This window comes from Frondihabitans sp. 762G35 (assembly GCF_002074055.1).
GTDB lineage: Bacteria > Actinomycetota > Actinomycetes > Actinomycetales > Microbacteriaceae > Frondihabitans.
On the sequence record NZ_CP014619.1, the window covers coordinates 1,357,979 to 1,383,409 of the forward strand.

General features: G+C 68.2%; 24 protein-coding genes. 19 read left to right on the forward strand and 5 right to left on the reverse strand.

Features of this window, described 5'->3' with window-relative positions:
• The first annotated feature begins 3 nt into the window (after window positions 1-3).
• The 12 genes from AS850_RS06560 (at window position 4) to AS850_RS06615 (ending at window position 13,288) form a co-directional block, all read left to right on the forward strand.
• Window positions 4-1,089, forward strand: coding sequence for an FtsQ-type POTRA domain-containing protein (locus tag AS850_RS06560; RefSeq protein WP_119868383.1), 1,086 nt, complete (start codon window positions 4-6; stop codon window positions 1,087-1,089).
• A 187-nt stretch (window positions 1,090-1,276) separates the two neighbouring features.
• The gene (gene ftsZ, locus AS850_RS06565; RefSeq protein ID WP_119868384.1) at window positions 1,277-2,428 is read left to right on the forward strand and encodes a cell division protein FtsZ; all 1,152 of its coding nucleotides are present in this window, start codon (window positions 1,277-1,279) and stop codon (window positions 2,426-2,428) included.
• Window positions 2,429-2,431: 3 nt separating this feature from the next.
• Window positions 2,432-3,118 carry a YggS family pyridoxal phosphate-dependent enzyme gene (locus tag AS850_RS06570; RefSeq protein ID WP_119868385.1) on the forward strand — a complete coding sequence of 229 codons (687 nt, stop codon included), beginning with the start codon at window positions 2,432-2,434 and terminating at the stop codon, window positions 3,116-3,118.
• A gap of 34 nt (window positions 3,119-3,152) precedes the next feature.
• On the forward strand, window positions 3,153-3,713 hold the full coding sequence (locus AS850_RS06575; protein ID WP_119868386.1) for a cell division protein SepF: 561 nt from the start codon (window positions 3,153-3,155) through the stop codon (window positions 3,711-3,713).
• Window positions 3,714-3,787: 74 nt separating this feature from the next.
• On the forward strand, window positions 3,788-4,093 hold the full coding sequence (locus AS850_RS06580; RefSeq protein ID WP_119868387.1) for a YggT family protein: 306 nt from the start codon (window positions 3,788-3,790) through the stop codon (window positions 4,091-4,093).
• A gap of 223 nt (window positions 4,094-4,316) precedes the next feature.
• The gene (locus tag AS850_RS06585; RefSeq protein ID WP_119868388.1) at window positions 4,317-5,177 is read left to right on the forward strand and encodes a DivIVA domain-containing protein; all 861 of its coding nucleotides are present in this window, start codon (window positions 4,317-4,319) and stop codon (window positions 5,175-5,177) included.
• Window positions 5,178-5,181: 4 nt separating this feature from the next.
• Window positions 5,182-5,778: a signal peptidase II gene (gene lspA, locus AS850_RS06590; RefSeq protein ID WP_236940856.1), complete on the forward strand. Its 597-nt coding sequence runs from the start codon at window positions 5,182-5,184 to the stop codon at window positions 5,776-5,778.
• Window positions 5,775-6,698 (forward strand): RluA family pseudouridine synthase, encoded by a 924-nt coding sequence (locus AS850_RS06595; RefSeq protein ID WP_119868389.1) that lies wholly within the window; start codon window positions 5,775-5,777, stop codon window positions 6,696-6,698. Before lspA ends, AS850_RS06595 begins: the two co-directional genes overlap by 4 nt.
• A 149-nt stretch (window positions 6,699-6,847) precedes the next feature.
• On the forward strand, window positions 6,848-10,309 hold the full coding sequence (gene dnaE, locus AS850_RS06600) for a DNA polymerase III subunit alpha (RefSeq protein WP_119870184.1): 3,462 nt from the start codon (window positions 6,848-6,850) through the stop codon (window positions 10,307-10,309).
• Window positions 10,310-10,394: 85 nt separating this feature from the next.
• Window positions 10,395-11,705 (forward strand): histidinol dehydrogenase, encoded by a 1,311-nt coding sequence (gene hisD / locus AS850_RS06605; protein ID WP_119868390.1) that lies wholly within the window; start codon window positions 10,395-10,397, stop codon window positions 11,703-11,705.
• Between the two features lie 33 nt (window positions 11,706-11,738).
• Window positions 11,739-12,224 (forward strand): transcriptional regulator NrdR, encoded by a 486-nt coding sequence (gene nrdR / locus AS850_RS06610; protein ID WP_119868391.1) that lies wholly within the window; start codon window positions 11,739-11,741, stop codon window positions 12,222-12,224.
• The gene (locus tag AS850_RS06615; protein WP_119868392.1) at window positions 12,221-13,288 is read left to right on the forward strand and encodes a quinone-dependent dihydroorotate dehydrogenase; all 1,068 of its coding nucleotides are present in this window, start codon (window positions 12,221-12,223) and stop codon (window positions 13,286-13,288) included. Before nrdR ends, AS850_RS06615 begins: the two co-directional genes overlap by 4 nt.
• Here AS850_RS06615 and AS850_RS06620 read toward each other — a convergent pair.
• Window positions 13,285-13,851, reverse strand: coding sequence for a DUF3043 domain-containing protein (locus AS850_RS06620; RefSeq protein WP_236940857.1), 567 nt, complete (start codon window positions 13,849-13,851; stop codon window positions 13,285-13,287). The genes AS850_RS06615 and AS850_RS06620 overlap by 4 nt on opposite strands.
• Window positions 13,852-13,894: 43 nt before the next feature.
• Here AS850_RS06620 and AS850_RS06625 point away from each other — a divergent pair, with 43 nt between their 5' ends.
• From AS850_RS06625 to AS850_RS06650, 6 genes are all read left to right on the forward strand, one after another.
• Complete coding sequence (locus tag AS850_RS06625; RefSeq protein ID WP_119868394.1) at window positions 13,895-15,307, forward strand: dipeptidase; 1,413 nt, start codon at window positions 13,895-13,897, stop codon at window positions 15,305-15,307.
• Window positions 15,308-15,363: 56 nt separating this feature from the next.
• Complete coding sequence (gene erpA / locus AS850_RS06630; protein ID WP_119868395.1) at window positions 15,364-15,765, forward strand: iron-sulfur cluster insertion protein ErpA; 402 nt, start codon at window positions 15,364-15,366, stop codon at window positions 15,763-15,765.
• A 169-nt stretch (window positions 15,766-15,934) separates the two neighbouring features.
• A complete protein-coding gene (gene ctaC, locus AS850_RS06635) occupies window positions 15,935-16,831 on the forward strand; it encodes an aa3-type cytochrome oxidase subunit II (protein WP_119868396.1) in 897 nt (298 codons plus the stop codon).
• 11 nt (window positions 16,832-16,842) lie between these two features.
• Entirely contained in the window at window positions 16,843-18,588 is a 1,746-nt protein-coding gene (gene ctaD / locus AS850_RS06640) for an aa3-type cytochrome oxidase subunit I (RefSeq protein WP_119868397.1), read from the forward strand.
• A gap of 7 nt (window positions 18,589-18,595) precedes the next feature.
• Window positions 18,596-19,018: a cytochrome c oxidase subunit 4 gene (locus AS850_RS06645; RefSeq protein WP_119868398.1), complete on the forward strand. Its 423-nt coding sequence runs from the start codon at window positions 18,596-18,598 to the stop codon at window positions 19,016-19,018.
• 436 nt (window positions 19,019-19,454) lie between these two features.
• A complete protein-coding gene (locus AS850_RS06650) occupies window positions 19,455-19,874 on the forward strand; it encodes a DUF2269 family protein (protein WP_119868399.1) in 420 nt (139 codons plus the stop codon).
• Between the two features lie 87 nt (window positions 19,875-19,961).
• Here AS850_RS06650 and qcrB read toward each other — a convergent pair whose 3' ends face one another.
• The 4 genes from qcrB to ctaE all read right to left on the reverse strand — a co-directional run bounded on the left by qcrB (window position 19,962) and on the right by ctaE (window position 24,222).
• Window positions 19,962-21,572, reverse strand: a complete 1,611-nt coding sequence (gene qcrB, locus AS850_RS06655) for a cytochrome bc1 complex cytochrome b subunit (RefSeq protein WP_119868400.1) — start codon at window positions 21,570-21,572, stop codon at window positions 19,962-19,964.
• A 53-nt stretch (window positions 21,573-21,625) separates the two neighbouring features.
• Window positions 21,626-22,693, reverse strand: coding sequence for a cytochrome bc1 complex Rieske iron-sulfur subunit (qcrA, locus tag AS850_RS06660; RefSeq protein ID WP_119868401.1), 1,068 nt, complete (start codon window positions 22,691-22,693; stop codon window positions 21,626-21,628).
• Window positions 22,694-22,758: 65 nt separating this feature from the next.
• Entirely contained in the window at window positions 22,759-23,568 is an 810-nt protein-coding gene (qcrC, locus tag AS850_RS06665) for a cytochrome bc1 complex diheme cytochrome c subunit (RefSeq protein WP_119868402.1), read from the reverse strand.
• Window positions 23,569-23,586: 18 nt separating this feature from the next.
• The gene (ctaE, locus tag AS850_RS06670; protein ID WP_119868403.1) at window positions 23,587-24,222 is read right to left on the reverse strand and encodes an aa3-type cytochrome oxidase subunit III; all 636 of its coding nucleotides are present in this window, start codon (window positions 24,220-24,222) and stop codon (window positions 23,587-23,589) included.
• Between the two features lie 101 nt (window positions 24,223-24,323).
• On the opposite strand from ctaE, the gene trpD reads away from it, so the two are divergent.
• Window positions 24,324-25,376, forward strand: a complete 1,053-nt coding sequence (trpD, locus tag AS850_RS06675; RefSeq protein ID WP_119868404.1) for an anthranilate phosphoribosyltransferase — start codon at window positions 24,324-24,326, stop codon at window positions 25,374-25,376.
• Window positions 25,377-25,431 lie beyond the last annotated feature (55 nt).

The window sequence follows — 25,431 nt, forward strand, 5'->3', positions numbered from 1 at the left end:
CCGATGAAGCGCCCGGAGGGTTTCGACAGGATCCCGGTGCGACCCCGGCCGCCGGTCGAGGAGCGGTCGACCGGAGCGTCGGCGGTCGACGAGGTGTCTGCCGCGACAAGACCCGAAGAGGGCTCGTCGGCAGGACGCCGGTCGGGAGACGCCGCGTCGACCGCGCGCCGCGCGTCGTCGGGCCGGGTGACCGTCTCGACGTCGACGGCGGAGCGGCCCGCCGTCACCGAGGCTCCTGCGCGCGAGCGGCGCGAACCCGCCCGACTGGAGGCGCCCGCCACGACGCCCGCCGAAGCGCGGCAGCGCGCGCGCGACGCCCGCCGCGGCGCCCGGCGCGCAGCGGCCGCCCGTCGAGCGGTCGAGCGCACCGAGGTCCGGCGCTTCACCCGGCGCACCCGGCACCGCCGTGCGGCCTGGATCACCGCGGGAGCCGTCACGGTCGCCCTCGTCGGGTCGGTCGCGGTCAGCGTCTTCTCGCCGCTCCTGTCGCTGCAGACGATCACGGTCGAGGGCACGTCGCGCGTCGACCGGACGGCCGTCCTCGCCTCGCTCGACGGCCAACTCGGGAAGCCGCTGGCCCTCGTCGACTTCTCCGCCGTGCGGAAGGACCTGTCCGAGTTCCCGCTGATCGAGTCCTACGTCACCGAGACCCTGCCCCCGCACACCCTCGTGGTGCGGATCACCGAGCGTCAGCCGATCGCGTCCGTGCGGGTCGGGAAGAGCTTCGAGCTCGTCGATCCCGCCGGCGTGGTCATCGCCACCTCGACCGCTCAGCCCAAGGGCTACCCCGTCGTCGACATCAAGGGGGCGACGGTCGACGGCAAGGTCTACCGGTCGACCGCCGAGGTGCTCCTGGCGCTTCCCGCGGCGCTCCGTCAGCAGGTCACGAACGTCTCGGCGTCCACGGCCGACGACGTCGCGCTCCGGCTGAAGACGGGTGAGCAGGTCGTCTGGGGGAGTGCCGACGCCTCCGAGCAGAAGGCGCAGCTCCTGTCGGGGCTCATCCGCGACCACACGGCGCGGAACCCCACGCAGTCGGTCGAGTACGACGTCTCGGCCCCCGACAACGGCATCATCCGTGCCAAGTGACGCGCGGTGCCGAGCAATTCCCGTGGCACTTTCGCGACACGCGGCGCGCATCGACCCGGGGCCCATCCGGCGCCCCTACTTTGTGACTGCAGATATGCATACCGAGCATAACTTTAAGCCTCAAGTAGAAGTTTAGGCTTAGAGACACGCACAGCTCGGACACAAGCAATTCAGGCGGAGGCCGGACGTGACAACGAACCACAATTACCTTGCCGTGATCAAGGTCGTCGGCGTCGGCGGCGGCGGCGTCAACGCGGTCAACCGCATGATCGAGCTCGGCCTTCGCGGCGTCGAGTTCATCGCGATCAACACCGACGCCCAGGCGCTGCTCCTGAGCGACGCCGACGTCAAGCTCGACGTGGGTCGCGAACTGACGCGCGGCCTGGGCGCCGGAGCGGACCCCGAGGTCGGCCGACGCGCCGCCGAGGACCACGCCGAGGAGATCGAGGAGGCCCTGGCCGGCGCCGACATGGTCTTCGTCACCGCCGGAGAGGGTGGCGGCACCGGCACCGGCGGCGCTCCCGTCGTCGCCCGCATCGCCAAGTCGATCGGCGCCCTGACCATCGGCGTCGTCACGAAGCCCTTCGGCTTCGAGGGCCGTCGCCGCCAGGCGCAGGCCGAGGCGGGCGTCGCGCAGCTCAAAGAAGAGGTCGACACCCTCATCGTCGTCCCCAACGACCGCCTGCTCGAGATCTCCGAGCGCGGCATCTCCATGGTCGAGGCCTTCGGCACCGCCGACCAGGTGCTCCTCGCGGGTGTCCAGGGCATCACCGACCTGATCACCACGCCCGGCCTCATCAACCTCGACTTCGCCGACGTCAAGAGCGTCATGCAGGGCGCAGGATCCGCGCTCATGGGCATCGGCTCCTCCCGCGGGGCCGACCGCGCCATCAAGGCCGCGGAGCTCGCCGTGGCGTCCCCCCTCCTCGAGGCGTCGATCGACGGCGCCCACGGCGTCCTGCTCTCCATCCAGGGTGGCTCGAACCTCGGCATCTTCGAGATCAACGACGCCGCGCGCCTCGTCCAGGAGGCCGTCCACCCCGAGGCCAACATCATCTTCGGTGCGGTCATCGACGACACCCTCGGCGACGAGGTCCGCGTGACCGTCATCGCGGCCGGGTTCGACGGCGGCGAGCCGACGACGAAGACCAAGGAGCGTCGCGCGAGCTTCGTCGAGACCGAGGGCCCCGCCACCACCACGGTCGCGGGCGTCAGCGCGATCGCCGACAGCGGCGCGATGCCGACCTACCAGCGTCCGGAGGAGCCGGCCTCGCCCCGCAAGGATCCCGTGTTCGACGACGGCGACGACGACCTCGACGTCCCCGACTTCCTCAAGTAGGCCGTGACGCCCCCCGACGAACTGCGGGCGCGGGTCGACGACGTCCTCGGACGCATCGACGACTCCGCCCGCTCGGCCGGCCGTGACCCCGACGAGATCACCACCATCGTCGTCACGAAGTTCCACCCCGAGCAGCTCGTCCGCGACCTGCACGCCCTCGGCGTGCGCGACGTGGGCGAGAACCGTCACCAGGAGGCCCAGGCCAAGGCCCTGGCGACGGCCGACCTCGACGGGCTGCACTGGCACTTCGTCGGTCAGCTGCAGTCGAAGAAGGCCCGGCAGGCGAGGGCCTACGTCCGCGCCGTCCACTCGCTCGACCGCGACAGCGTGGTCGACGCGCTGGGGGTCGACGACGGGACGACCATCGACGGATTCGTGCAGGTCAACCTGACCGACGACCCCGGGCGCGGGGGAGTCGCGGAGAGTGGTCTGGAGGCCCTCGTCGAGCGCGTCGTCGCCACCCCGGGCATCCTGCTCCGCGGCGTCATGGCCGTCGCGCCGCTCGAGGGCGACCCGCGACCCGCCTTCGCCCACCTCCGGTCGCTCTCCGATCGCGTCCGGCGCCTCGCACCCGAGGCCGACCGGATCTCGGCCGGCATGTCGCACGACTTCGCCGAGGCCATCGCCGAGGGCGCGACACACCTACGAATCGGCACGGCAATCACGGGAAACCGGCCGGAGCCTCGTTAATGTCGAGGCAGACGCGCAACCACCGGAGGAACACATGGCGAACCCGCTGAAGAAGAGCCTGATCTACCTGGGTCTGGCCGACGAAGAGCTCGAGTACGACGACGAGCCGCAGAAGGCCGCCCCGCAACCTCGCGCCGCGCAGGCTCCGGCCGCCGCGCACCAGACGGCGCCGCAGCCGAGCGCCGCACACATCCCCCAGAAGCACGCCTCCGTGTCGCCCGTGCAGCCCGTCGCCGCCCCCGCGCCGACGCGTGCCCCGGTGACGCCGCTGCGTCGCCCCACGTCCACGAAGAATGCGGCCCCCACCGACATGAACGAAATCCTCACCGTCCACCCGCGCGAGTACAAGGACGCCCAGGCGATCGCCGAGAGCTTCCGCGACGGGATCCCGGTCATCATCAACCTGTCCCAGATGAGCGAGTCCGACGCGCGTCGGCTGGTCGACTTCGCCAGCGGCCTCTCGCAGGGCCTCTACGGGAAGATCGAGCGCGTGACCAACAAGGTCTTCCTCCTGTCGCCGGCTCACATCGCAGTGAGCGGTGAGGCGGCTGAGGTAGAGTCCGACATCGAGGCGTCGTTCTTCACCCAGTCGTGACGACCGCTCGAGTCGAGAACCTTCCCATCCGCGGGGCTGCCCGCGCCTGAGCCGTGCGAGTTGATGGCCCACCCATGATCGTCTCCCTGATCTTCACGATCGTCTACATCGCGCTGTTCATCTTCTTCATCCTGATGTGGGCCCGCTTCGTGTTCGATCTCACGCAGTCGGTCAGTCGCACCTACCGCCCCAAGGGGGCGCTGCTCGTGCTGGCCGAGGTCACCTACACGACGACCGACCCTCCCATCAAGGCGATCCGTCGCGTCCTGCCTCCCATCCGACTCGGTGCGGTGGCACTCGACTTCGGCTGGAGCATCGTAATGCTCGCGGTGGTCATCCTGATGAGCGTCGCGTCGGCGCTGTCGCGCTCCGGCTTCTGACACGCACCGACCTTCAGCCTTCGGGTCAGGTCGACTGTTGTCGTTGTAGGCTTGCTCGCGTAACGGCTCTAGGCTCAAGGGCAAGCCCCCGAGAGGGGTTCGCCCGGGCTCCGGCCCGAAACTGTCCAGCAATACCGCTCCGGGGGCATCGTCCCAAGAGCACGGTGTCTCCGCAGGGGGTGCCACCACAGACCACGATCCAGAGATTCACGAGGTGACGGCAATGGCTTTGACGCCGGAAGACGTAGTCAACAAGCGGTTCCAGCCGACGAAGTTCCGTGAGGGCTACGACCAAGACGAGGTCGACGACTTCCTCGACGAGGTCGTGGTCGAGCTCCGCCGACTCGGCCAGGAGAACGAGGAGCTCCGTCAGCGGCTCTCCTCCAGCGAGTCGCGCGTGGAGGAGCTCCAGCGCACCGCCTCCGAGGCTCCCGCTCCCGCAGCGGCCGCCGCCGAGCCCGCTCCCGTCGCCTCGGCGCCCGCCGCCGAGACCCCGGCCGAGCCCGTGGCCGCTCCCGAGCCCGCTCCTCAGCCGGCCGCCGTCGCCGCCGCTCCCGCCTACACGGCGCCGAGCGCCGACGAGACGACGAGCACCAACAACCTCCTGCAGCTCGCGCGTCGCCTCCACGAGGAGCACGTCCGAGAGGGCATCGAGAAGCGCGACGCGCTCATCGCCGAGGGTCACGCCACCGCCGCCCGCATCGTCTCCGAGGCGGAGACGGCGCAGAAGGCCCAGGTCGAGGCCTTCGAGAACGAGCACCGCGCCCGCGTCGAGCGTCTCGACGGCGAGCAGAAGGCCCGCACCGAGCAGTTCGAGGCCGACTACCGCGCCCGCGCGGAGAAGATCGAGAACGAGCAGCGCGCGCAGGTCGAGCGTCTCGACAACGAGCGCATCGGCCTCGAGCACCGCATCGACGAGCTCCGCACGTTCGAGCGCGAGTACCGCGCCAAGCTCAAGAGCTACATCGAGGGCCAGCTCCGCGAGCTCGACGGCGCCGCTCCGGGGTCGACCCCCGGCACGCCCGAGCCCGTCTCCGCCCAGGGTGGCGCTCCCGGCAGCTACCAGGGCTTTGGCTCCAACTAGTTAGTTGTCGACCACTCCTCAGACAGCGAAGGCCAGTGTCCGCGTCCTGCTGACACTGGCCTTCGTCGCTGTCATCGTCTGCGTCCTCGACCAGGGAACCAAGTACCTGGTCGTCACCCATCTCACGCTCGGCCAGGACGTCGACGTGCTGGGCCCCGTCCTGCGGTTCCACTTCGTGAAGAACCCGGGCGCGGCGTTCTCCCTGGCCACGGGCCAGACCTGGATCTTCTCGATCGCCGCCGCCGCCGTCGTCGTCGCGATCATCGTCTTCATCCGCCGGATCCAGTCGCTCCGCTGGGCGCTCATGCTCGGCATGCTGCTCGGCGGCACCCTCGGCAACCTCACCGACCGGCTCTTCCGGGAGCCCGGGTTCGGTGTGGGCCACGTCGTCGACTTCATCTACCTGCCGTGGATCCTGCCGGCCATCTTCAACATCGCCGACACGTTCATCGTGTCGAGCATGGGGCTCCTGCTCCTGCTGTCCCTGCTCGGGGTCGGCCTCGACGGACGCCGCGCCTCCAAGCAGCGGCCCGAGACCGACGAGCACGAGCACCGGCACGCGGCGGCCGAGGTCGCCCCGCCGCGAGAGCCTTCCTCGTGACGGAGACCCGCTCCCTCCCCGTCCCCGACGGGCTCGCCGGCGAACGCGTCGACGCCGCCATCGCCAAGCTCCTCGGTTTCAGCCGCACCTTCGCCGCCGAGGTGGCGGCGGAGGGCGGCGTGACCGTCGACCAGAAGACGGTCGGCAAGTCGGACCGCCTCGACGCGGGCTCCTGGCTCGAGGTCACCTGGACCCCGAGGCAGGAGCCGTCGGTCATCGCGGTCGACGTGCCCGGTCTCGGCATCGTGCACGACGACGACGACCTGGTCGTCGTCGACAAGCCGGTCGGAGTCGCGGCGCACCCCTCCGTGGGCTGGACGGGCCCGACCGTCCTCGGCGGTCTCGCGGCTGCCGGTTTCACGATCGCGACGAGCGGTGCCGCCGAGCGCGCCGGGATCGTGCACCGGCTCGACGTGGGCACGTCGGGCCTCATGGTCGTCGCGAAGAGCGAGCGCGCCTACTCGCTGCTGAAGCAGGCGTTCCGCGAGCGGACCGTCGAGAAGATCTACAACGCGGTCGTGCAGGGGCACCCCGATCCCCTGACGGGGACGATCGACGCGCCCCTCGGGAGGCACCCCTCCTCGTCATGGAAGTTCGCCGTCGTGGTCGACGGGAAGCCGTCGGTGACTCACTACGAGACGGTCGAGGCGTTCCCCGCCGCGTCCCTCCTGGAGGTGCACCTCGAGACGGGCCGCACGCACCAGATCCGCGTGCACATGGCGGCTCAGCGACACCCCTGCGTCGGCGACGCCCTCTACGGCGCCGACCCGACCCTCTCGGCGCGTCTGGGGCTGACCAGGCAGTGGCTCCACGCCGTCCAGCTCGGTTTCGACCACCCGGCGACGGGGGAGTGGGTGTCGTTCCGGTCGGCCTATCCGGCAGACCTTCAACACGCGCTTGAAGTGCTTCGCGCCTCCTGACGACGACACGCCGAAGAGCGTCGGTGGTCGCCGTTAGGCTGGAAAGCGTTCCACCAGCCGGTCGGATTCCGCCGTCTCGTTCCTAGGGAGCAGCCTTGTCGCCGAGCACCGATTCCTTCGTGCACCTGCACGTCCACAGCGAATACTCGATGCTCGACGGCGCCGCCCGCGTCAAACCCCTCATCGACGAGGCTGTGAAGCAGGGCATGCCCGCTGTGGCCGTGACCGACCACGGCAACGTGTTCGGGGCCTTCGACTTCTACAAGTCGGCCACCGAGGCGGGCATCAAACCCATCATCGGCACCGAGGCGTACATCACCCCCGGCACTCACCGCTCCGACAAGACGCGGGTCAAGTGGGGCGACGGCGGTCGCGACGACATCTCCGGTGCCGGCTCCTACACGCACATGACGCTGCTCTCGGAGACGACCGAGGGCATGCACAACCTCTTCCGGCTGTCGTCCCGAGCGTCGCTCGAGGGCTACTACTTCAAGCCGCGGATGGATCGCGAGCTCCTCTCCACCTACTCCAAGGGCCTCATCGCCACGACCGGTTGCCCGAGCGGCGAGGTGCAGACGCGGCTCCGGCTCGGCCAGTACGACGAGGCCGTCAAGGCCGCGAGCGACTTCCGCGACATCTTCGGCAAGGAGAACTACTTCGCCGAGATCATGGATCACGGTCTCGGCATCGAGCGCCGCATCATGGACGACCTCGTCCGCCTCGCCAAGCAGCTCGACCTGCCGCTCCTCGCCACGAACGACCTCCACTACACGCACGAGCACGACGCGACGAGCCACGCCGCGCTCCTCTGCGTGCAGTCCGGTTCGACGCTGAGCGACCCCAACCGGTTCAAGTTCGACGCCGACGAGTTCTACCTCAAGACCGCCGCCCAGATGCGGCACCTCTTCCGCGACCACCCGGAGGCGTGCGACAACACGCTCCTGATCGCCGAGCGCTGCGAGGTGACGTTCGACACGTCCGCCAACTACATGCCGCGCTTCCCGGTGCCCGAGGGCGAGACCGAGGACACCTGGTTCGTCAAGGAGGTCGAGAAGGGCCTCGTCTACCGCTACCCCGACGGCATCCCCGCCGACGTGCGCGCGCGGGCCGACTACGAGGTCGGCGTCATCGTGCAGATGGGCTTCCCCGGCTACTTCCTCGTCGTCGCCGACTTCATCAACTGGTCGAAAGACAACGGGATCCGGGTCGGGCCGGGTCGTGGCTCCGGCGCCGGTTCCATGGCCGCCTACGCCATGCGGATCACCGACCTCGACCCGATCCGCCACGGCCTCATCTTCGAGCGCTTCCTCAACCCCGACCGCGTCTCCATGCCCGACTTCGACGTCGACTTCGACGACCGTCGGCGCACCGAGGTCATCAACTACGTGACCGACAAGTACGGCGACGAGCGCGTCGCCCAGATCGTCACCTACGGCACCATCAAGGCCAAGCAGGCTCTCAAAGACTCCTCGCGCGTCCTCGGCTTCCCCTTCGGCATGGGAGAGAAGCTCACGAAGGCGATGCCTCCCGCCATCATGGGCAAGGACATCCCGCTCACGGGCATCTTCGACCGCGAGCACCCCCGCTACAAGGAGGCGGGCGACATCCGCGCCGTCGTCGAGGGCGACCCGGAGGCGAAGACCGTCTTCGACACCGCGCTCGGGCTCGAGGGCCTGAAGCGCCAGTGGGGCGTGCACGCGGCCGGGGTCATCATGTCCAGCGACCCGCTGCTCGACATCATCCCGATCATGAAGCGCGAGCAGGACGGCCAGATCGTCACGCAGTTCGACTACCCCGCGTGCGAGTCGCTCGGCCTCATCAAGATGGACTTCCTGGGGCTCAGAAACCTCACGATCATCAACGACGCGCTCGACAACATCAAGTCCAACCGCGGCTTCGACCTCGTCCTCGAAGACCTCGAGCTCGACGACAAGGGCGCCTACGACCTCCTCGCCTCGGGCGACACCCTCGGTGTCTTCCAGCTCGACGGCGGGCCGATGCGCGGGCTTCTGCGCCTCATGCGCCCCGACAACTTCGAGGACATCTCCGCGGTCATCGCGCTCTACCGCCCGGGCCCCATGGGCGCCAACTCGCACACCAACTACGCGCTGCGCAAGAACGGCGCGCAAGAGATCACGGCCATCCACGCCGAGCTCGAGGAGCCGCTGCGCGAGGTGCTCGGTGGCACCTACGGCCTGATCATCTACCAGGAGCAGGTGATGAGCGTCGCGCAGAAGCTCGCCGGCTTCTCGCTGGGTCAGGCCGACATCCTCCGCCGCGCGATGGGCAAGAAGAAGAAGTCCGAGCTCGACAAACAGTTCGCGGGCTTCCAGCAGGGCATGTTCGACAACGGCTACTCGGCCGACGCCGTGCAGAAGATCTGGGACATCCTGCTCCCGTTCTCCGACTACGCCTTCAACAAGGCGCACTCGGCCGCCTACGGCGTCGTCTCCTACTGGACCGCCTACCTCAAGGCGCACTATCCGGCCGAGTACATGGCCGCGCTGCTGACCAGCGTCGGCGACTCCCGCGACAAGCTCGGGCTCTACCTGAACGAGTGCCGGCGGATGGGCATCCAGGTGCTCCCGCCCGACGTCAACGAGTCGATCGGATTCTTCGCCGCCGTCGGCGAGGACATCCGCTTCGGCATGGGTGCGGTGCGCAACGTCGGCTTCAACGTGGTCGACCACATCATCGCCGCGCGCCAGGAGAAGGGCGCCTTCACGTCGTTCCACGACTTCCTGCGCAAGGTCCCGATCCCGGTCGCGAACAAGCGCACCGTCGAGTCGCTCGTCAAGGCGGGCGCCTTCGACTCGCTCGGGAACACGCGCCGCGCTCTCGTCGAGATCCACGAGTCGGCCGTCGAGGCCGCCGTCAGCGAGAAGCGCGCGGAGGCGAACGGCCAGGTCGGCTTCGACTTCGACTCCCTGTGGGACGAACCCGCGCAGGTCCAGCACGTCCCCGAGCGGCCCGAGTGGTCCAAGCGCGACAAGTTGGCCTTCGAGCGCGACATGCTCGGGCTCTACGTCTCCGACCACCCTCTGGCGGGGCTCGAACTGCCGCTGGCCAAGCACGCGTCGACCACGATCACGCACATCGCGTCGTCCGACGACTCGATCGACGGCGAGACGGTCACCGTGGCGGGTCTCATCACGAGCGTGCAGCACCGCGTGGCGCGGAACTCCGGGAACCCCTACGGCATCATCACCGTGGAGGACTTCTCCGGGGAGATCAGCGCGATGTTCCTGGGCAAGACCTACCAGGAGTTCGGGCCGTCGCTCGTCGGCGACTCGATCATCGTGCTGAAGGGCCGGGTCAGCGTGCGCGACGACGGCAAGAACCTCCACGCGGTCAGCATGTTCCTGCCCGACCTCGGCGTCGCCGCGAGCAGCGGGCCGCTCGTGCTGAGCATGCCGGAGTTCCGGGCGACGCACGACGTCGTGACCGAGCTCGGCGCGGTGCTCGGTCGACACGCCGGTGCCACGGAGGTCCGACTGCGCCTGCTGAAGGGCGACAACGCGCGCACCTTCGAGATCCCCTACCCGGTCGACATCACGGCCGACCTCTACGGAGAGCTCAAGAGCCTGCTCGGGCCCAGCTGCCTGCTGTGAGGTCGTGCGGCGCGCCCGCCGGGTCGCTCCGGCGGGCCCCGCGCACGGCGTCGCGCGGGGTGCCAGCGACTACGCTGGAGGGGCCATGTTGAAGACCACCGACCTCCGAGGTCAGACCCCCAGCCGCGCCGAACTCCTTGCTCTCATCCCGCGTTCCGCGGCCGACATCTCCACGGCGGCGGCGGCAGCCCAGACGCTGATCGACGACGTGCGACACCGCGGATCGGAGGCCCTCCTCGAGCAGGCCGAGCGTTTCGACCGGGTGCGTCCGACGGCGCTCCGCGTCTCGGCGGCCGACATCGAGCGCGCCGTCGAGGCTCTCGACCCGCTAGTCCGCGCCGCCCTCACCGAGTCGATCGCGCGGGTGACCGAGGCCAGTCGCGCGCAGGTCCCCGAGCCGCGGACGACGTATCCGGCACCCGGGGCGAGTATCCTGCAGCGCTGGCAGCCCGTAGCCCGCGCCGGCGTCTACGTGCCGGGTGGCAAGGCCGTCTACCCCTCGAGCGTCGTGATGAACGTCGTCCCGGCTCAGATCGCCGGGGTCCCGTCGATCGCCCTCGTCTCGCCCGCGCAGGCGGAGTTCGGCGGGTCCGTCCACCCGGTCATCCTCGGCGCCGCCGGTCTCCTCGGCGTCGACGAGGTCTACGCGATCGGCGGCGCGGGCGCCATCGGGGCCCTGGCATACGGCGTGCCCGACCTCGACCTCGAGCCCGTCCAGGTCATCACGGGTCCGGGCAACAACTTCGTCGCCGCGGCGAAGCGGCTCGTGCGCGGGGTGGTCGGCATCGACGCCGAAGCCGGTGCCACGGAGATCCTCGTCATCGCCGACGCCACCGCCGACCCGGTGCTCGTGGCGGTCGACCTCATCAGCCAGGCCGAGCACGACGAGAACGCCTCCGCCGTCCTCGTGACCGACTCGGTCGACCTGGGGCGTCGGGTCGCCGACGAGGTGGCCCGCCTCGCCCCGCTGACCCTCAGTGCCGAGCGCGTCGCGACGGCCCTCGCGGGGGAGCAGTCGGCGATCGTCCTCGTCGACGACCTCGCCGCGGCGGCCGCGTTCAGCAACGCCTACGGCCCCGAGCACCTCGAGATCCAGACGGCCGACGACGACGCCGCGCTCGCCCTCATCGAGAACGCCGGAGCCGTCTTCGTCGGCCCCCACACGCCCGTGAGCCTCGGCGACTACCTCGCCGGGTCGAACCACGTCCTTCCGACCGGCGGCCAGGCGCGCTACTCGTCCGGGCTGGGGGCCTACACGTTCCTCCGACCGCAGCAGATCGTGCGCTACGCGGCCGAACCCCTCGAGGCCGTCTCCGAGCGCCTCGTGGCCCTCTCGCGGGCCGAACTCCTGCCGGCGCACGGCGAGGCCGTCGCCGCCCGCTTCACGCGCCCCTGACCGTCCGTCGACGCCCACTATCCTGAGGCCACCATGTTCTGCCCCTTCTGCCGTCATCCCGACTCCCGAGTCGTCGACTCCCGCACGAGCGACGACGGCACCTCCATCCGCCGCCGCCGCCAGTGCCCCAACTGCGGCCGACGCTTCTCGACCACCGAGACCGCGAGCCTCGCCGTCATCAAGCGCAACGGCGTCCTCGAGCCCTTCAGCCGGGAGAAGATCATCTCCGGCGTGAGGAAGGCCTGCCAGGGGCGCCCCGTCACCGACGGCGACCTGGCGGTCCTGGCGCAGAAGGTCGAGGAGTCGGTCCGGTCGAGCGGTGCATCGCAGATCGATGCGAACGAGGTCGGCCTCGCGATCCTGCCGCCCCTGCGCGAGCTCGACGAGGTCGCCTACCTGCGCTTCGCCAGCGTCTACCAGGCGTTCGACTCGCTCGACGACTTCGAGGAGTCGATCCGGGCACTCCGCACCGACCATGTCGCCGAGACCATCACGGCGTCGCGCGCGAGCGACGAATGACGTCCTCCGGCGACGTGCCCGAGTCGGGCTGGTACCACTTCGTCTTCTCGAAGTTCTTCGTGCGGATGGATCCCGAGCGGGCGCACCACCTCGCGTTCCGCGTCATCCGGGCGGTCCCGATCTTCCCGGGCATCCGCGCCCTGTCGCGCCGCTACACGCACCCGCACCGCTCGCTCCGCGTCACCACCCTCGGCCTGACGTTCCCGTCGCCGTTCGGCGTCGCCGCCGGCTTCGACAAGGACGCCCGCGGGATCGCCGGCCTGGGAGCGCTCGGTTTCGGCCACGTCGAGGTCGGCACGATCACCGCGCGCCCGCAGCCGGGCAACGACCGGCCGCGCCTGTTCCGCCTCGTCCGCGACCACGCGGTCGTGAACCGCATGGGCTTCAACAACGGGGGAGCGGTCAAAGCCGCCGGGGCCATCGGACGCGCCCGCCACCTTCGGAGTCGGCCGGTCATCGGCGTCAACATCGGCAAGAGCCGCGTCGTCGACGTCGACGACGCTATCGACGACTACCTCGTGTCGACGCGCCTGCTGGCGCCCCTCGCCGACTACCTCGCCGTCAACGTGTCTTCGCCGAACACGCCGGGCCTGCGCGGCCTGCAGGAGCTCGACCGCCTCACACCGCTGCTCACCGCCATCCGCGACGCCGCCGGGACGACTCCGGTGCTCGTGAAGATCGCGCCCGACCTCGACGACGACGCGGTCCGGGACGTCGGCCTGCTGGTCGGCGAGCTCGGGCTCTCCGGCGTCATCGCCACGAACACGACGCTCTCGCGCGAGGGGCTCCTCTCCGCCGCGGCGGACGTCGAGCGGGCAGGAGCCGGGGGCCTCTCGGGCGCGCCGCTCGCCGCGCGATCGCTCGAGGTGCTGAAGGTGCTCCGCGAGGTCGTTCCGGCGGAGACCTGCGTCATCTCCGTCGGCGGGGTCTTCACCGCCGCCCAGGTGCAGGAGCGTCTCGACGCCGGTGCCACCCTCGTGCAGGGCTACACCGGCTTCCTCTACCTCGGGCCGCTGTGGGCGAGGCAGATCAACCGGGGCCTGCGCGACCTGCAGCGCCGCTAGGCGGGGAACTCGCCGCGCTTCACCTGCGGCTTCGGCAGGCGCATGATCTTGAGCTGCAGCGAGCGCATGGCGGCGTACCACTTGAGGCCGCGCTCGACGTTGTCGGCGCCGTACTTGTCGGAGAGCTTCTTCGTGATGCGGCGGCCCACGAAGAAGCAGTCGACCACGGCGAAGAGCACGTAGGCCCAGATGATCAGGAGCGACGCGGCCGCGACGGCGGGCACGGCCGTCAGGATGAGGATGATCACCATGATCGGGATCATCGCCTCGCCGACGCTCCACCGGGCGTCGATGTAGTCGCGGACGTACTTGCGCTGAGCGCCCTTGTCGCGGGCGGGGAGGAACTTCTCCTCGCCGTTGGCGAGACCGACGCGGGCGCGGTTGCGCTGCTCCTGCACCCGGTCGCGCTGCGCACGGCGGGCCTCTTTGCCAGTGGGGACGAGGGGGCGGAGGTTGGCCTTCTCGCGCTCCCGACGCGTCGGCGTGGGTCGACCCTTCCCCGTCGCGGGGGCGTCGGTGCGCTCGGTCGAGTTGTCGGGGGAGATGAGGGGTGCCTTGGCCACGGGTGATCCTTGCATTCGGTCTGAGGAAATAAGATTACCTGCCATGACCTGGAATGAGCACCCCGTGGAGCCCACCGACCCCGAACTCGCAGCCAAGCTCCGGGAGTCGGTGCAGGGCGCGCTCCCCGCCTCCATCGCCGACCTCGCCGCCCTCGTGAAGATCCCGTCCGTCTCGTGGGAGGCCTTCGACGCGTCGCACGTGCAGGCGAGCGCCGACGCGGTGGCCGCGCTCGTCGAGGAGACGGGTCTGTTCGACACGGTGCGGACGAGCCGCGCGCCCATCGAGGGCGACACGCTCGGCCAGCCGGCGGTCCTCGCGACGCGCGAGGCCAGGAACGGCCGACCCACGGTCCTCCTCTACGCCCACCACGACGTGCAGCCCCCCGGGTCCGACGACCTGTGGGAGACCCCTCCGTTCGAGCCGACCGTCCGGGGCGACCGCCTCTACGGTCGCGGCGCCTCCGACGACAAGGCGGGCGTGATGACCCACGTGGCCGCCCTCCGCGCGGTCCGCGAGGTCCTCGGCGACGACCTTCAGGTCGGCATCGTCCTCTTCATCGAGGGGGAGGAGGAGTTCGGGTCCCGATCGTTCTCCCACTTCCTCGAGCAGCACCGGAGCGAGCTGGCGGCCGACCTCATCGTCGTGGCCGACGCCGACAACTGGAGCACCTCGATCCCCGCCCTCACCGTCGCCCTCCGAGGCAACGTGACCTTCAAGCTCACCGTCCGGACCCTCGACCACGCCTCGCACTCCGGCATGTTCGGCGGTGCGGTGCCCGATGCCATGCTGGCCCTCGTCAAGCTGCTCGCGACCCTCCACGACGAGGACGGCTCCGTCGCGGTCTCGGGGCTCACGGAGCGCGAGACCGACTACCCCGACTACCCGGAGTCGCAGCTTCGGGAGGAGACCGGCCTGCTCGAGGGCGTCAGCCCGATCGGGGCCGATCACATCCTGAGCCGCCTCTGGTCAAAGCCGTCCGTGACGGTCACGGGGATCGACGCGCCGAGCGTCGCCAACGCGTCGAACACGCTCCTGCCCGAGGTCTCGGTGCGCATCAGCGCGCGCATCGCCCCGGGTCAGCCGGCGGGCGAGGCGTACGAGGCCCTGGCGGCCCACCTCGCCGCGCACGCTCCCTTCGGAGCGCACGTCGAGATCAGCGACGTCGACCGCGGCGACGCCTTCCTCGTCGACACCTCCGGGTGGGGCTTCGCCGAGGGCATGCAGGCTCTGGCCGAAGGATGGGGCGAGACACCGGTCGAGACCGGCATCGGCGGCTCCATCCCCTTCATCTCCGACCTCGCGGCCGTCTTCCCGGAGGCGCAGATCCTCGTGACCGGGGTGGAGGACCCCGACACGCGGGCGCACAGCCCGAACGAGTCGCAGCACCTCGGGGTGTTCCATCGCTCGATCCTGAGCGAGGCGCTTCTGCTCGCGCGGCTCGACGGGCGAGGCTGACCTGCTTACACTTGAACACGCGCGTTCTCACGCACCCCAGCTCGAAGGAGGCACCAATGACAGACACCGCCACCGCATCCACCCAGACCGCATCCACCAGCACCGATGCGACGAAGTCTCTCGATGTGAAGGAACACGGCGTGGGCCTCTCGGCCGCCGCCGCCGACAAGGTCAAGAGCCTCCTCACGCAGGAGGGACGCGACGATCTGCGCCTCCGCGTGGCCGTCCAGCCCGGCGGCTGCTCGGGCCTGATCTACCAGCTCTACTTCGACGAGAGGCTCCTCGAGAATGACGCGACCGTTGATTTCAATGGGGTCGAGGTCGTCGTCGACAAGATGAGCGTCCCCTACCTCGACGGCGCGTCCATCGATTTCGAGGACACGATCGAGAAGCAGGGCTTCACCATCGACAACCCCAACGCGCAGGGCTCGTGCGCGTGCGGTGACAGCTTCCACTAAGTCATCGCTCAGAGATCGAAGGGGAACCATCCAGACGGGTGGTTCCCCTTCGGCATTTCGGGTGGCGCGTGCGAATCGGAGCCCCCGGCTGCGAGTAGGCTAAGCATGTTCCTTTTCTTACTGTGAGAGAGGGGACAAGCCCCACACTCGCATCATCCGAGAGGTAACAGTGCGCTCTAATCGCCGACTTCGATGGGTGGCCCTTCCCGGGGCCGCCGTCCTGATCCTGGCCCTGGCAGGTTGTTCGCAGCAGGAGCTCCAGGGGTGGCTGCCGACGACGCCCGGCACCACGAACCACGTCAACGACACCATCGGCCTCTGGGTCACGTCGTGGATCGTCCTCCTCGCGGTCGGCATCATCACGTGGGCGCTCATCATCTGGGCCGTCGTCGTGTACCGACGCCGCAAGAACCAGACGGGCCTCCCGGTCCAGCTCCGCTACAACATGCCGATCGAGATCTTCTACACGATCGTGCCGCTGTTCCTCGTGCTGGGCTTCTTCTTCTTCACCGCGCGCGACCAGGCCAACATCGAGAAGCCGACGGCGAACCCCGACGTCACCATCTCCGTCTACGGCAAGCGCTGGGCGTGGGACTTCAACTACATGAACACCGCCGACAAGTCGCAGAGCGTCTACACCCAGGGCATCCAGGCGCAGCAGCTCGGCGACGGCACCGTCGACGAGTCGAAGCTGCCCGTGCTGTACCTGCCCCAGGGCAAGACGGTCAAGATCAACCTGAACTCGCGCGACGTGATCCACTCGTTCTGGGTCGTGGACTTCCTCTACAAGAAGGACATGATCCCGGGCAAGCAGAACGTCATGTACTTCACGCCCGAGAAGTTGGGCACGTTCACCGGCAAGTGTGCGGAGCTGTGCGGCGAGTACCACTCGCTCATGCTCTTCAACGTGAAGGTCGTCTCCCCGGCCGACTACCAGTCGTACCTCGACACCCTGCGCGCCGAGGGCAACGTCGGCGACATCGGCGGCTCGTACGACACCAACACCAACCAGCCCAACAACAAGGCTCCGGTGGCCGAAGGCGCCGCCAGCACCTCGAGTAAGTAAGGCAGCGTTCAATGAGCTCAGCCACTGCGACCAGGCCCGAGACCGGCGGCCAGGCGTCCAGCCAGAACTTCAACACGACACGCGTCGGCCGTAAGGGCAACGTGGTCGTCCGGTGGATCACCTCCACCGACCACAAGGTCCTCGGGTACCTCTACCTGATCACCTCGTTCATGTACTTCCTCATCGGTGGAGTCATGGCGCTGATCATCCGTGCGCAGCTCTTCGCGCCGGGGCTCAACGTCGTCGACACCAAAGAGCAGTACAACCAGCTCTTCACGATGCACGGCACGATCATGCTGCTGCTGTTCGCGACGCCGCTGTTCTCGGGGTTCGCCAACGCGATCATGCCCCTGCAGATCGGTGCCCCGGACGTCGCGTTCCCGCGACTCAACGGCTTCGCCTTCTGGCTGTACTTCTTCGGCGCCATCATCGTCATCGCCGGCTTCCTGACCCCGCAGGGTGCGGCCTCCTTCGGGTGGTTCGCCTACGCCCCGCTGTCCGACACGACTTTCACACCGGGTCTCGGTGGCAACCTCTGGGTGTTCGGCCTGGCTCTGACCGGATTCTCGACGATCCTCGGTGCCGTGAACTTCATCACGACGATCATCACGATGCGCGCCCCGGGCATGACGATGTTCCGCATGCCGATCTTCACCTGGAACACGCTCGTCACCTCGATCCTCGTGATCATGGCCTTCCCGGTCCTGGCGGCCGCCCTCTTCGGCCTCGGATTCGACCGCGTGTTCGACGCGAACGTGTTCAACCCGGCCAACGGCGGTGCGATCCTCTGGCAGCACCTGTTCTGGTTCTTCGGCCACCCCGAGGTCTACATCATCGCGCTGCCGTTCTTCGGTATCGTCTCCGAGGTCTTCCCGGTCTTCAGCCGCAAGCCGATCTTCGGGTACAAGACCCTCATCTACGCGACCATCTCCATCGCCGCCCTGTCCGTGACCGTGTGGGCGCACCACATGTACGTCACCGGTTCGGTCCTGCTTCCGTTCTTCTCGCTGATGACGATGCTCATCGCCGTCCCCACGGGCGTGAAGATCTTCAACTGGGTCGGCACCATGTGGCGCGGCTCGATCACCTTCGAGACTCCGATGCTCTGGGCGATCGGCTTCCTGATCACCTTCACCTTCGGTGGTCTGACCGGCGTCATCCTCGCCTCGCCGCCGCTCGACTTCCACGTGTCCGACTCGTACTTCGTCGTGGCGCACTTCCACTACGTCGTCTTCGGCACGGTCGTCTTCGCGATGTTCTCCGGCTTCTACTTCTGGTGGCCGAAGTGGACGGGCAAGATGCTCAACGAGACGCTGGGCAAGGTCCACTTCTGGCTCCTGTTCATCGGCTTCCACACGACGTTCCTCGTGCAGCACTGGCTCGGTGTGATGGGTATGCCCCGTCGCTACGCGACCTACCAGCCCGAAGACAACTTCACCTGGATGAACCAGCTCTCCACCACCGGAGCCATGCTCCTCGGTGTCTCGATGCTGCCGTTCCTGTACAACGTCTACATCACCGCTCGGGTCGCCCCGAAGGTGGCCGTGAACGACCCGTGGGGCTACGGCCGCTCGCTCGAGTGGGCGACCTCCTGCCCCCCGCCGCGGCACAACTTCACGTCGATCCCGCGGATCCGTTCGGAGTCCCCGGCCTTCGACCTGAACCACCCCGAGGCAGGTCTCCCCGTCGGCATCGGTCCGCTGAAGGACGCCCCGGATGCCCCCACGTACGACGCAGCGTCCGAGAAAGTGAAGTAGCAGATCCATGAGAGCGCAATCGAACATCTTCTGGGTCCTGGCCGTCTTCTTCTTCGTGGCCGACGCGGCCTACACGGTCTGGAGCCTCCTCTCCTACGAGTTCGCCAAGGTCGAATGGACGGGCACGCTCGGGATCGGCCTCGCGGGGATCATGTCGATCTTCCTCGGCTACTACATGAACCGCTCGCACGCGGCTCAGTCGGGTGACCTGCCGGAAGACCGCCTCGACGCGAACATCGACGACGGCGACCCCGAGATCGGGTTCTTCAACCCGTGGTCGTGGTGGCCCATCATCCTGGCCGCCGGATGCACCCTGGTCTTCCTGGGTCTGGCCGTCGGCATGTGGATCATCTTCTTCGGCGCGGCGCTCACCACGATCGCTCTCGTCGGATGGGTCTTCGAGAACTACCGCGGTATCCACCAGCACTGACGCGGATCCGACCATGGCTGGGCATCACCTTCGGGTGGTGCCCCGCTTTCGTGTCCCCACGGATCCGGATCCGTCGCCGGTCCTGCCGCGGACGCATCGGATCAGCGCTCCGGGCGTGTCAGGCGGCCTCAGGAGCTCTGCGAGGGCACGGAGACACGGAAGGTCGGGCGCGGGGGTCGGGCGGGTCGACGTCGGGTCTCCGTGGACTTTCCTGCTGTGGCGACGAGCGTGTCAATCGCCCTGACAGCGATGTGACCCGCTCGCACGCGAAGAAAACCACAGCCGGGATGACACGCAGGACGCGGAGACGCATCGAGAGCTCTCGGGACCTTCGGAGGTGCTGGGGGAGGAGACGGCGCTGTACGGTCGGTCGCAGGAGGCGACTGCGCCGCGTGCGCTTCGGCTCCGTCGCCAGTCCCCACTCCGAAGGAGCCTCATGGAAACCCTCTTCACCGTCCTCCACGTCGTCGCTGCCGTCTTCATCGTCGGGCCGATGGCGATCCTCCCCATGACGGCCCTGCGAGCACTGAGAGCCGGTCACACCGATCAGGTCGCGGTGCTGGCGAAGAGCACACGGGTCTTCACCCTGCTCTCCCTCGTGGTCGCGGTCCTCGGCTTCGGAGTTCTGGGCATGAGCTCCCGGAGCGACGACCTCTCGTTCTCGACCCCGTGGATCCTGGCGTCCGTCGTCCTCTACGCCGGCGCCCTCGCCGTCAGCCTCGTCGTGGTCGTTCCCGCGCTTCAGGCCGCAGCCGGGGGAGCCGCCGGCTCCACCTACGGCCGTGTCGCCGGCGGGTCGGGGATCGTCGCGCTCCTCCTCGTCGCGGTCACGGTGCTCATGGTCTGGCAGCCGTAGGGTTCGCGTCGGCAGCGCGCACCGCACAAGCATGACGAAGGGCCCGTCCACACGAGGTGGACGGGCCCTTCGGCGTGTGGGTCTGGATCAGTGGCGTGAAGCCTCGACCTCGGCCTGGTCGGCGTGGTCACCGTGGCTGCTGTGCGCGGCCGCCAGCTCGCTCGGCGTGACCGGCGAGATGCGGTCCTCGAAGAAGAACCCGGAGACCGATGCCCGGACGCGCTCGAGCGGCGTGACCTGTCCGCGCTCGTTCGGACGCACCGTGAGCGGCTCGTACTCGTTGAAGCTGACCAGCTTCCAGAGCTCGTACTTGTCGAGGGGCTCGTGCACCTCGATGTACTCGCCACCCGGGAGACGGACGATGCGGCCGGACTCGTTGCCGTGCAGCGCGATCTCGCGATCCTTGCGCTGGAGGCCGAGGCAGACGCGCTTCGTCACCCAGAAGGCGATGAACGGGCCCGCTACCGCGAAGAACTGCATCACGTGGATGACCTGGTCGATCGACAGCTTGAAGTGCGTCGCCATGAGGTCGGACGAGGCCGCTGCCCAGAGGGCGGCGTACAGCGTCATGAAGGCGGCGCCGAAAGCGGTCCGGGTCGGCGCGTTTCGCGGGCGGTCGAGGATGTGGTGCTCGCGCTTGTCGCCGGTCACCCAGCCCTCGAAGAACGGCCAGAACGCGACGGCCCCCAGGAGACCCATCAGGACGACGATCGGAACGAGGATGTTGAACGAGACCGTGTAACCGGCCCAGACGACCTCCCAGTGCGGCGGGACGAGGCGCAGGGCGCCGTCGGCGAAGCCGATGTACCAGTCGGGCTGCGTTCCGGCCGAGACCGGTGAGGGGTCGTACGGACCGTAGTTCCAGATCGGGTTGATCGTGAACAGCGACGCGATCAGGACGATGACGCCGAAGACGATGAAGAAGAATCCACCGGCCTTGGCGGCGAACACCGGCATGACCGGGACGCCCACGACGTTGTCGTTGGTCTTACCGGGGCCCGCGAACTGCGTGTGCTTGTTGATGATCAGCAGCAGCAGGTGAGCGCCGAGCATGGCGATCAGGAGGGCCGGCAGGAGCATGATGTGCAGCGAGTACAGGCGGCTCACCACGGCCGTGCCCGGGAACTCCCCGCCGAACAGCAGGTAGGAGATCCACACGCCGATGACCGGGATGCCCTTCACCATGCCGTCGATGATGCGGAGACCGTTACCCGACAGGAGGTCGTCGGGGAGCGAGTAGCCGGTGAAGCCCTCGGCCAGCGCCAGGATGAACAGGACGAAGCCGATGAACCAGTTGATTTCGCGCGGCTTGCGGAAGGCACCCGTGAAGAAGATGCGCAGCATGTGCAGGCCGATGGCGGCGATGAAGAGCAGCGCCGCCCAGTGGTGGATCTGGCGGAAGAGCAGACCACCGCGGATGTCGAACGAGATGTTCAGGGTCGAGTTCATCGCGGCGGACATCGTGATGCCCTTGAGCGGTGCGTACGAGCCCTGGTAGATCGTCTCGGTCATCGACGGCTGGAAGAAGAAGGTCAGGAAGGTGCCGGACAGCAGGATGACCACGAAGCTGTAGAGGGCGACCTCACCGAGCATGAACGACCAGTGGTCGGGGAAGATCTTGCGACCCACCTCCTTGACCAGGCCGGAGATGCTGGTTCGTTCGTCGATGTAGTTGGCGGCTCCGCCAACGAATTTCATGCCGCGGCCCTGCTGGACGGCAGGGACGTTCGACTTGGATGCAGTTGCGGTACTCAACGGTCTCGCTCCCAGAAACTCGGGCCCACGGGTTCGTGGAAATCGCTCTGCGCGACGAGATACCCTTCGGAGTCGACGGTGATCGGCAGCTGCGGGAGGGGCCGACTTGCGGGCCCGAAGATCACATGGCAGTTGTTGGTCACGTCGAAAGTCGACTGGTGGCAGGGGCAGAGCAGGTGGTGTGTCTGCTGCTCGTAGAGGGCCACGGGGCACCCCACGTGAGTGCAGATCTTGGAGTAGGCGACGATTCCGTCATACTGCCAGTTCTCGCGACCTGCGGGTTCGTTCAGGTCAGCGGGATTCAGCCTCATGAGGAGGACGGCCGCCTTGGCTTTCTCTTCGAGCAGGTCTTGCGACTGGAGCAGGTCTTCCGGGATGACGTGGAAGACGGAGCCGAGAGTCACGTCGGCCGCTTTGATGCGGGTACCGGTCGGGTCGAGCGACAGGTACGAGCCCTTCTTCCACATGGTGTGGCGGAGGACGGTGTTGGGGTCGATCTTCGGTCCGAGGTCGCGGAAGATCACGACGCCGGGCAGGATGAAGGCCACGACGGCCCCGAACAGGCTGTTGCGGATGAGAGCGCGCCGACCGAAGCCGGACTCCTTGTTGCCGAGGGTGAAGACCTCGGCTGCCTTGGCACGCGTCGCGTCGGAGCCGCGCGTGAGGTGCCGCATCTCCGTGATCTCGCGGGCGGGCATGAGCGTCTTCGACCAGTGGACCGCGCCGATGCCGATCGACAGGAGACCGAGGGCGATACCGAGACCGAGGAAGAGGTTGTTGAGCCGGATCGAGCCGGTGTCACCCGGGGTGATCGGGAAGGCGATGTAGGCCGCGACGGCGAGCACGCTGAACACGACGCTCGCGAAGAAGAGGAAGGAGACCTGGCGCTCGGCCTTCTTCTCCTCCTTGGGGTCGAGGTCGGTGACGCGAAGACGGTGCGGCGGCTCGCCCGGGTTCTCGAAGGCGTCCGTCGTGACGACCGCGGTCCCTGCCGAGGTCTTCAGCGGCTCGCTCTTCTCGACAGCGGAGCCCGTTCCCGGGGTCTCGTCGTCGTGATCTGCCATGGTGTTGCCTTTCGGTGAGTCGAGGACTCGTGAGTGCGGGACTCGCGAGAAGTGGGGTTCTCGGTCTAGTTGGACTTCGCGGTCAGCCAGACCGTGATGGCGACGATGGCTCCGAGGCCGAAGATCCAGATGAAGAGACCTTCGGACACCGGGCCGAGGTTGCCGAGTTCGAATCCACCGGGCGAGGGGTTCTTCTCGAGGTACTTCAGGTAGGTGATGATGTCCGCTTTGTCCTGCGGGGTGATGTTCAGGTCGTTGAAGACCGGCATGTTCTGCGGGCCGGTGAGCATGGCCTCGTAGATGTGCTTGGAGGTGACGCCCTTGAGCGCGGGGGCGAACTTGCCGTCGGTCAGGGCTCCGCCGGCTCCGGCGACGTTGTGGCACATGGCGCAGTTGATGCGGAAGAGCTCGGCGCCCTTGGAGGCGTTGGCGTTGCCCTGGAGGTACTGGGCCTCGGGCTCCGACGGACCGGTTCCGAGCGAAGCGACGTACGCCGCCATGTCCTGGATCTGCTGGTCGGTGAACTGGACCGGCTTCTTGAGCGCCTGGGGGCCGTTGGCCGCGCCGGGCATGCGGCCCGTGCCGACCTGGAAGTCGACCGAAGCGGCGCCCACGCCGATGAGGCTCGGGCCGGCGGTGGTGCCGGAGCCGTTGACGTTGTGGCAGGTCGCGCAGTTCGCGGCGAAGAGCTTCTTACCCTCGTTGACGTTTGCCTGCGAGCTGCCCGAGCTCGTCTCGGCCGTCGCGGAGGAGGTGAACAGGGCGTACGCACCACCGGTGGTCAGGAGACCGACCAGGATGAGCGAGACGGTCGCGACGGGGGAGCGGCGGCCGACGGCTCGCTTCTTTTGTGTGCTGCTTCTCTTAGAGAACATGGGGAAGGGATCCAATGCCTATTTGAGGATGTAGATGACCAGGAACAGGCCGATCCAGACGACGTCGACGAAGTGCCAGTAGTAGGAGATGACGATGGCGCCGGTCGCCTCGCGGTGACCGAAGTTCTTGACCGCGTACGCGCGACCGATGATGAAGAGGAAGCAGATGAGACCACCCGTCACGTGAGCCGCGTGGAAGCCGGTCGTGAGGTAGAAGGCGGAACCGTAGGCGCTCGACTGGAGGGTGACGTGCTCGGCGATGAGGTTCGTGTACTCGTACATCTGCAGCGACACGAACGTCGCACCCATGGCGTAGGTGAGGAAGAACCATTCGACGAGGCCCCACTTGCTGACCTGGAAGAGGGAGCCGGTGCGCTTGCCCTGCATCCGCTCCGCGGCGAAGACGCCGAACTGGCAGGTCACGCTGGACAGCACCAGGGTGATGGTGTTGAAGGCCGCGAACGGGACGTCGAGCTTGCCGGTCTCGCTGGCCCAGAGCTCGGGAGACGTGCTGCGGAGGGTGAAGTAGATCGCGAACAGACCCGCGAAGAACATCACCTCGCTGCCGAGCCAGACGATCGTTCCGACGGCAGCGGTGCTGGGCCGATTGACGACCGGCCCGCCTGAGGGTCTCGAGAGAGAGGTACTTGTCACGGGTCCATTATGGACGATAAACCGCGCCACGTTTCGCCCCGACAGACTGCCAGTGTCGACATCGAGATATCTGAGAAGACCTGCTTAGTAGGCTGGGAGTCATGTCGAACGAGCTGACCTGGCCGAGCATCCTGGATTCCCTGCTGGGGGGTACGGACCTCTCGATCTCCGAGGCCACCTGGGCCATGGAGCAGGTGATGATCGGCCGTGCGACGGACGCCCAGCTGGCCGCGTTCCTCATCGCGCTGCGGGCCAAGGGCGAGACGGTCGACGAGATCGTCGGCTTCCGCGACGCCATCCTCGCGCAGGCGCTCCCGCTGCCCGTCGACTCGATGGGAGTCGACATCGTGGGTACCGGGGGAGACCGTTTCGGCACCGTGAACGTCTCCACCATGGCGTCGGTCGTCGTGGCCGCGGCGGGCGTGCCCGTGATCAAGCACGGCAACCGCGCGGCGAGCTCGGCCTCCGGGTCGAGCGACGTCCTGGCGGCGCTGGGGGTCGACCTGACCCGCGATCCCGCGCGCGTCGCGGAAGTGCTCGGCGAGGTCGGCATCACGTTCGCCTTCGCCGCGGCCTTCCACCCCGGATTCGCCCATGCGGCCGCGACCCGCCGTGAGATCGGCGTCCCCACCGTCTTCAACTTCCTGGGTCCGCTCACGAACCCGGCCCGCCCCGAGGCCAGCGCCGTGGGGGTCGCGAACCTCGAGAAGGTCGGCCTCGTCGTCGGCGTGTTCCAGACCCGCGGCGCCACCGCGCTCGTCTTCCGCGGCGACGATGGTCTCGACGAGTTGACGACCACCGGCCATAGTCACATCTGGGAGGTCACCGGCGGCTCGGTCACCGAGCACGACCTCGATCCGCTGGAGCTCGGCCTCGCCAGGGCGTCCATCTCCGATCTCCTCGGGGGAGACGCGGCCCACAACGCCGAGGTCGCCCGGCGGACCCTCGCCGGCGAGACGGGTGCGGTCCGCGACATCGTGCTGCTGAACGCGGCGGCCGGACTCGTCTCGTTCCGCCTCGCCGCGGATCCTGCGCAGCGCGAGCGCCCCATCGTCGCCCGGTTCCGGGAGCAGCTCGAGGTGGCCGCCCGGACGATCGACTCGGGGGCCGCCACGGCGAAGCTCGACCAGTGGGTGGCCGCGACCCGCGCCTGACAGGCGGGCGCCACGAGACGGCGAAAGGCCCGGCAGGATCATCCTGCCGGGCCTT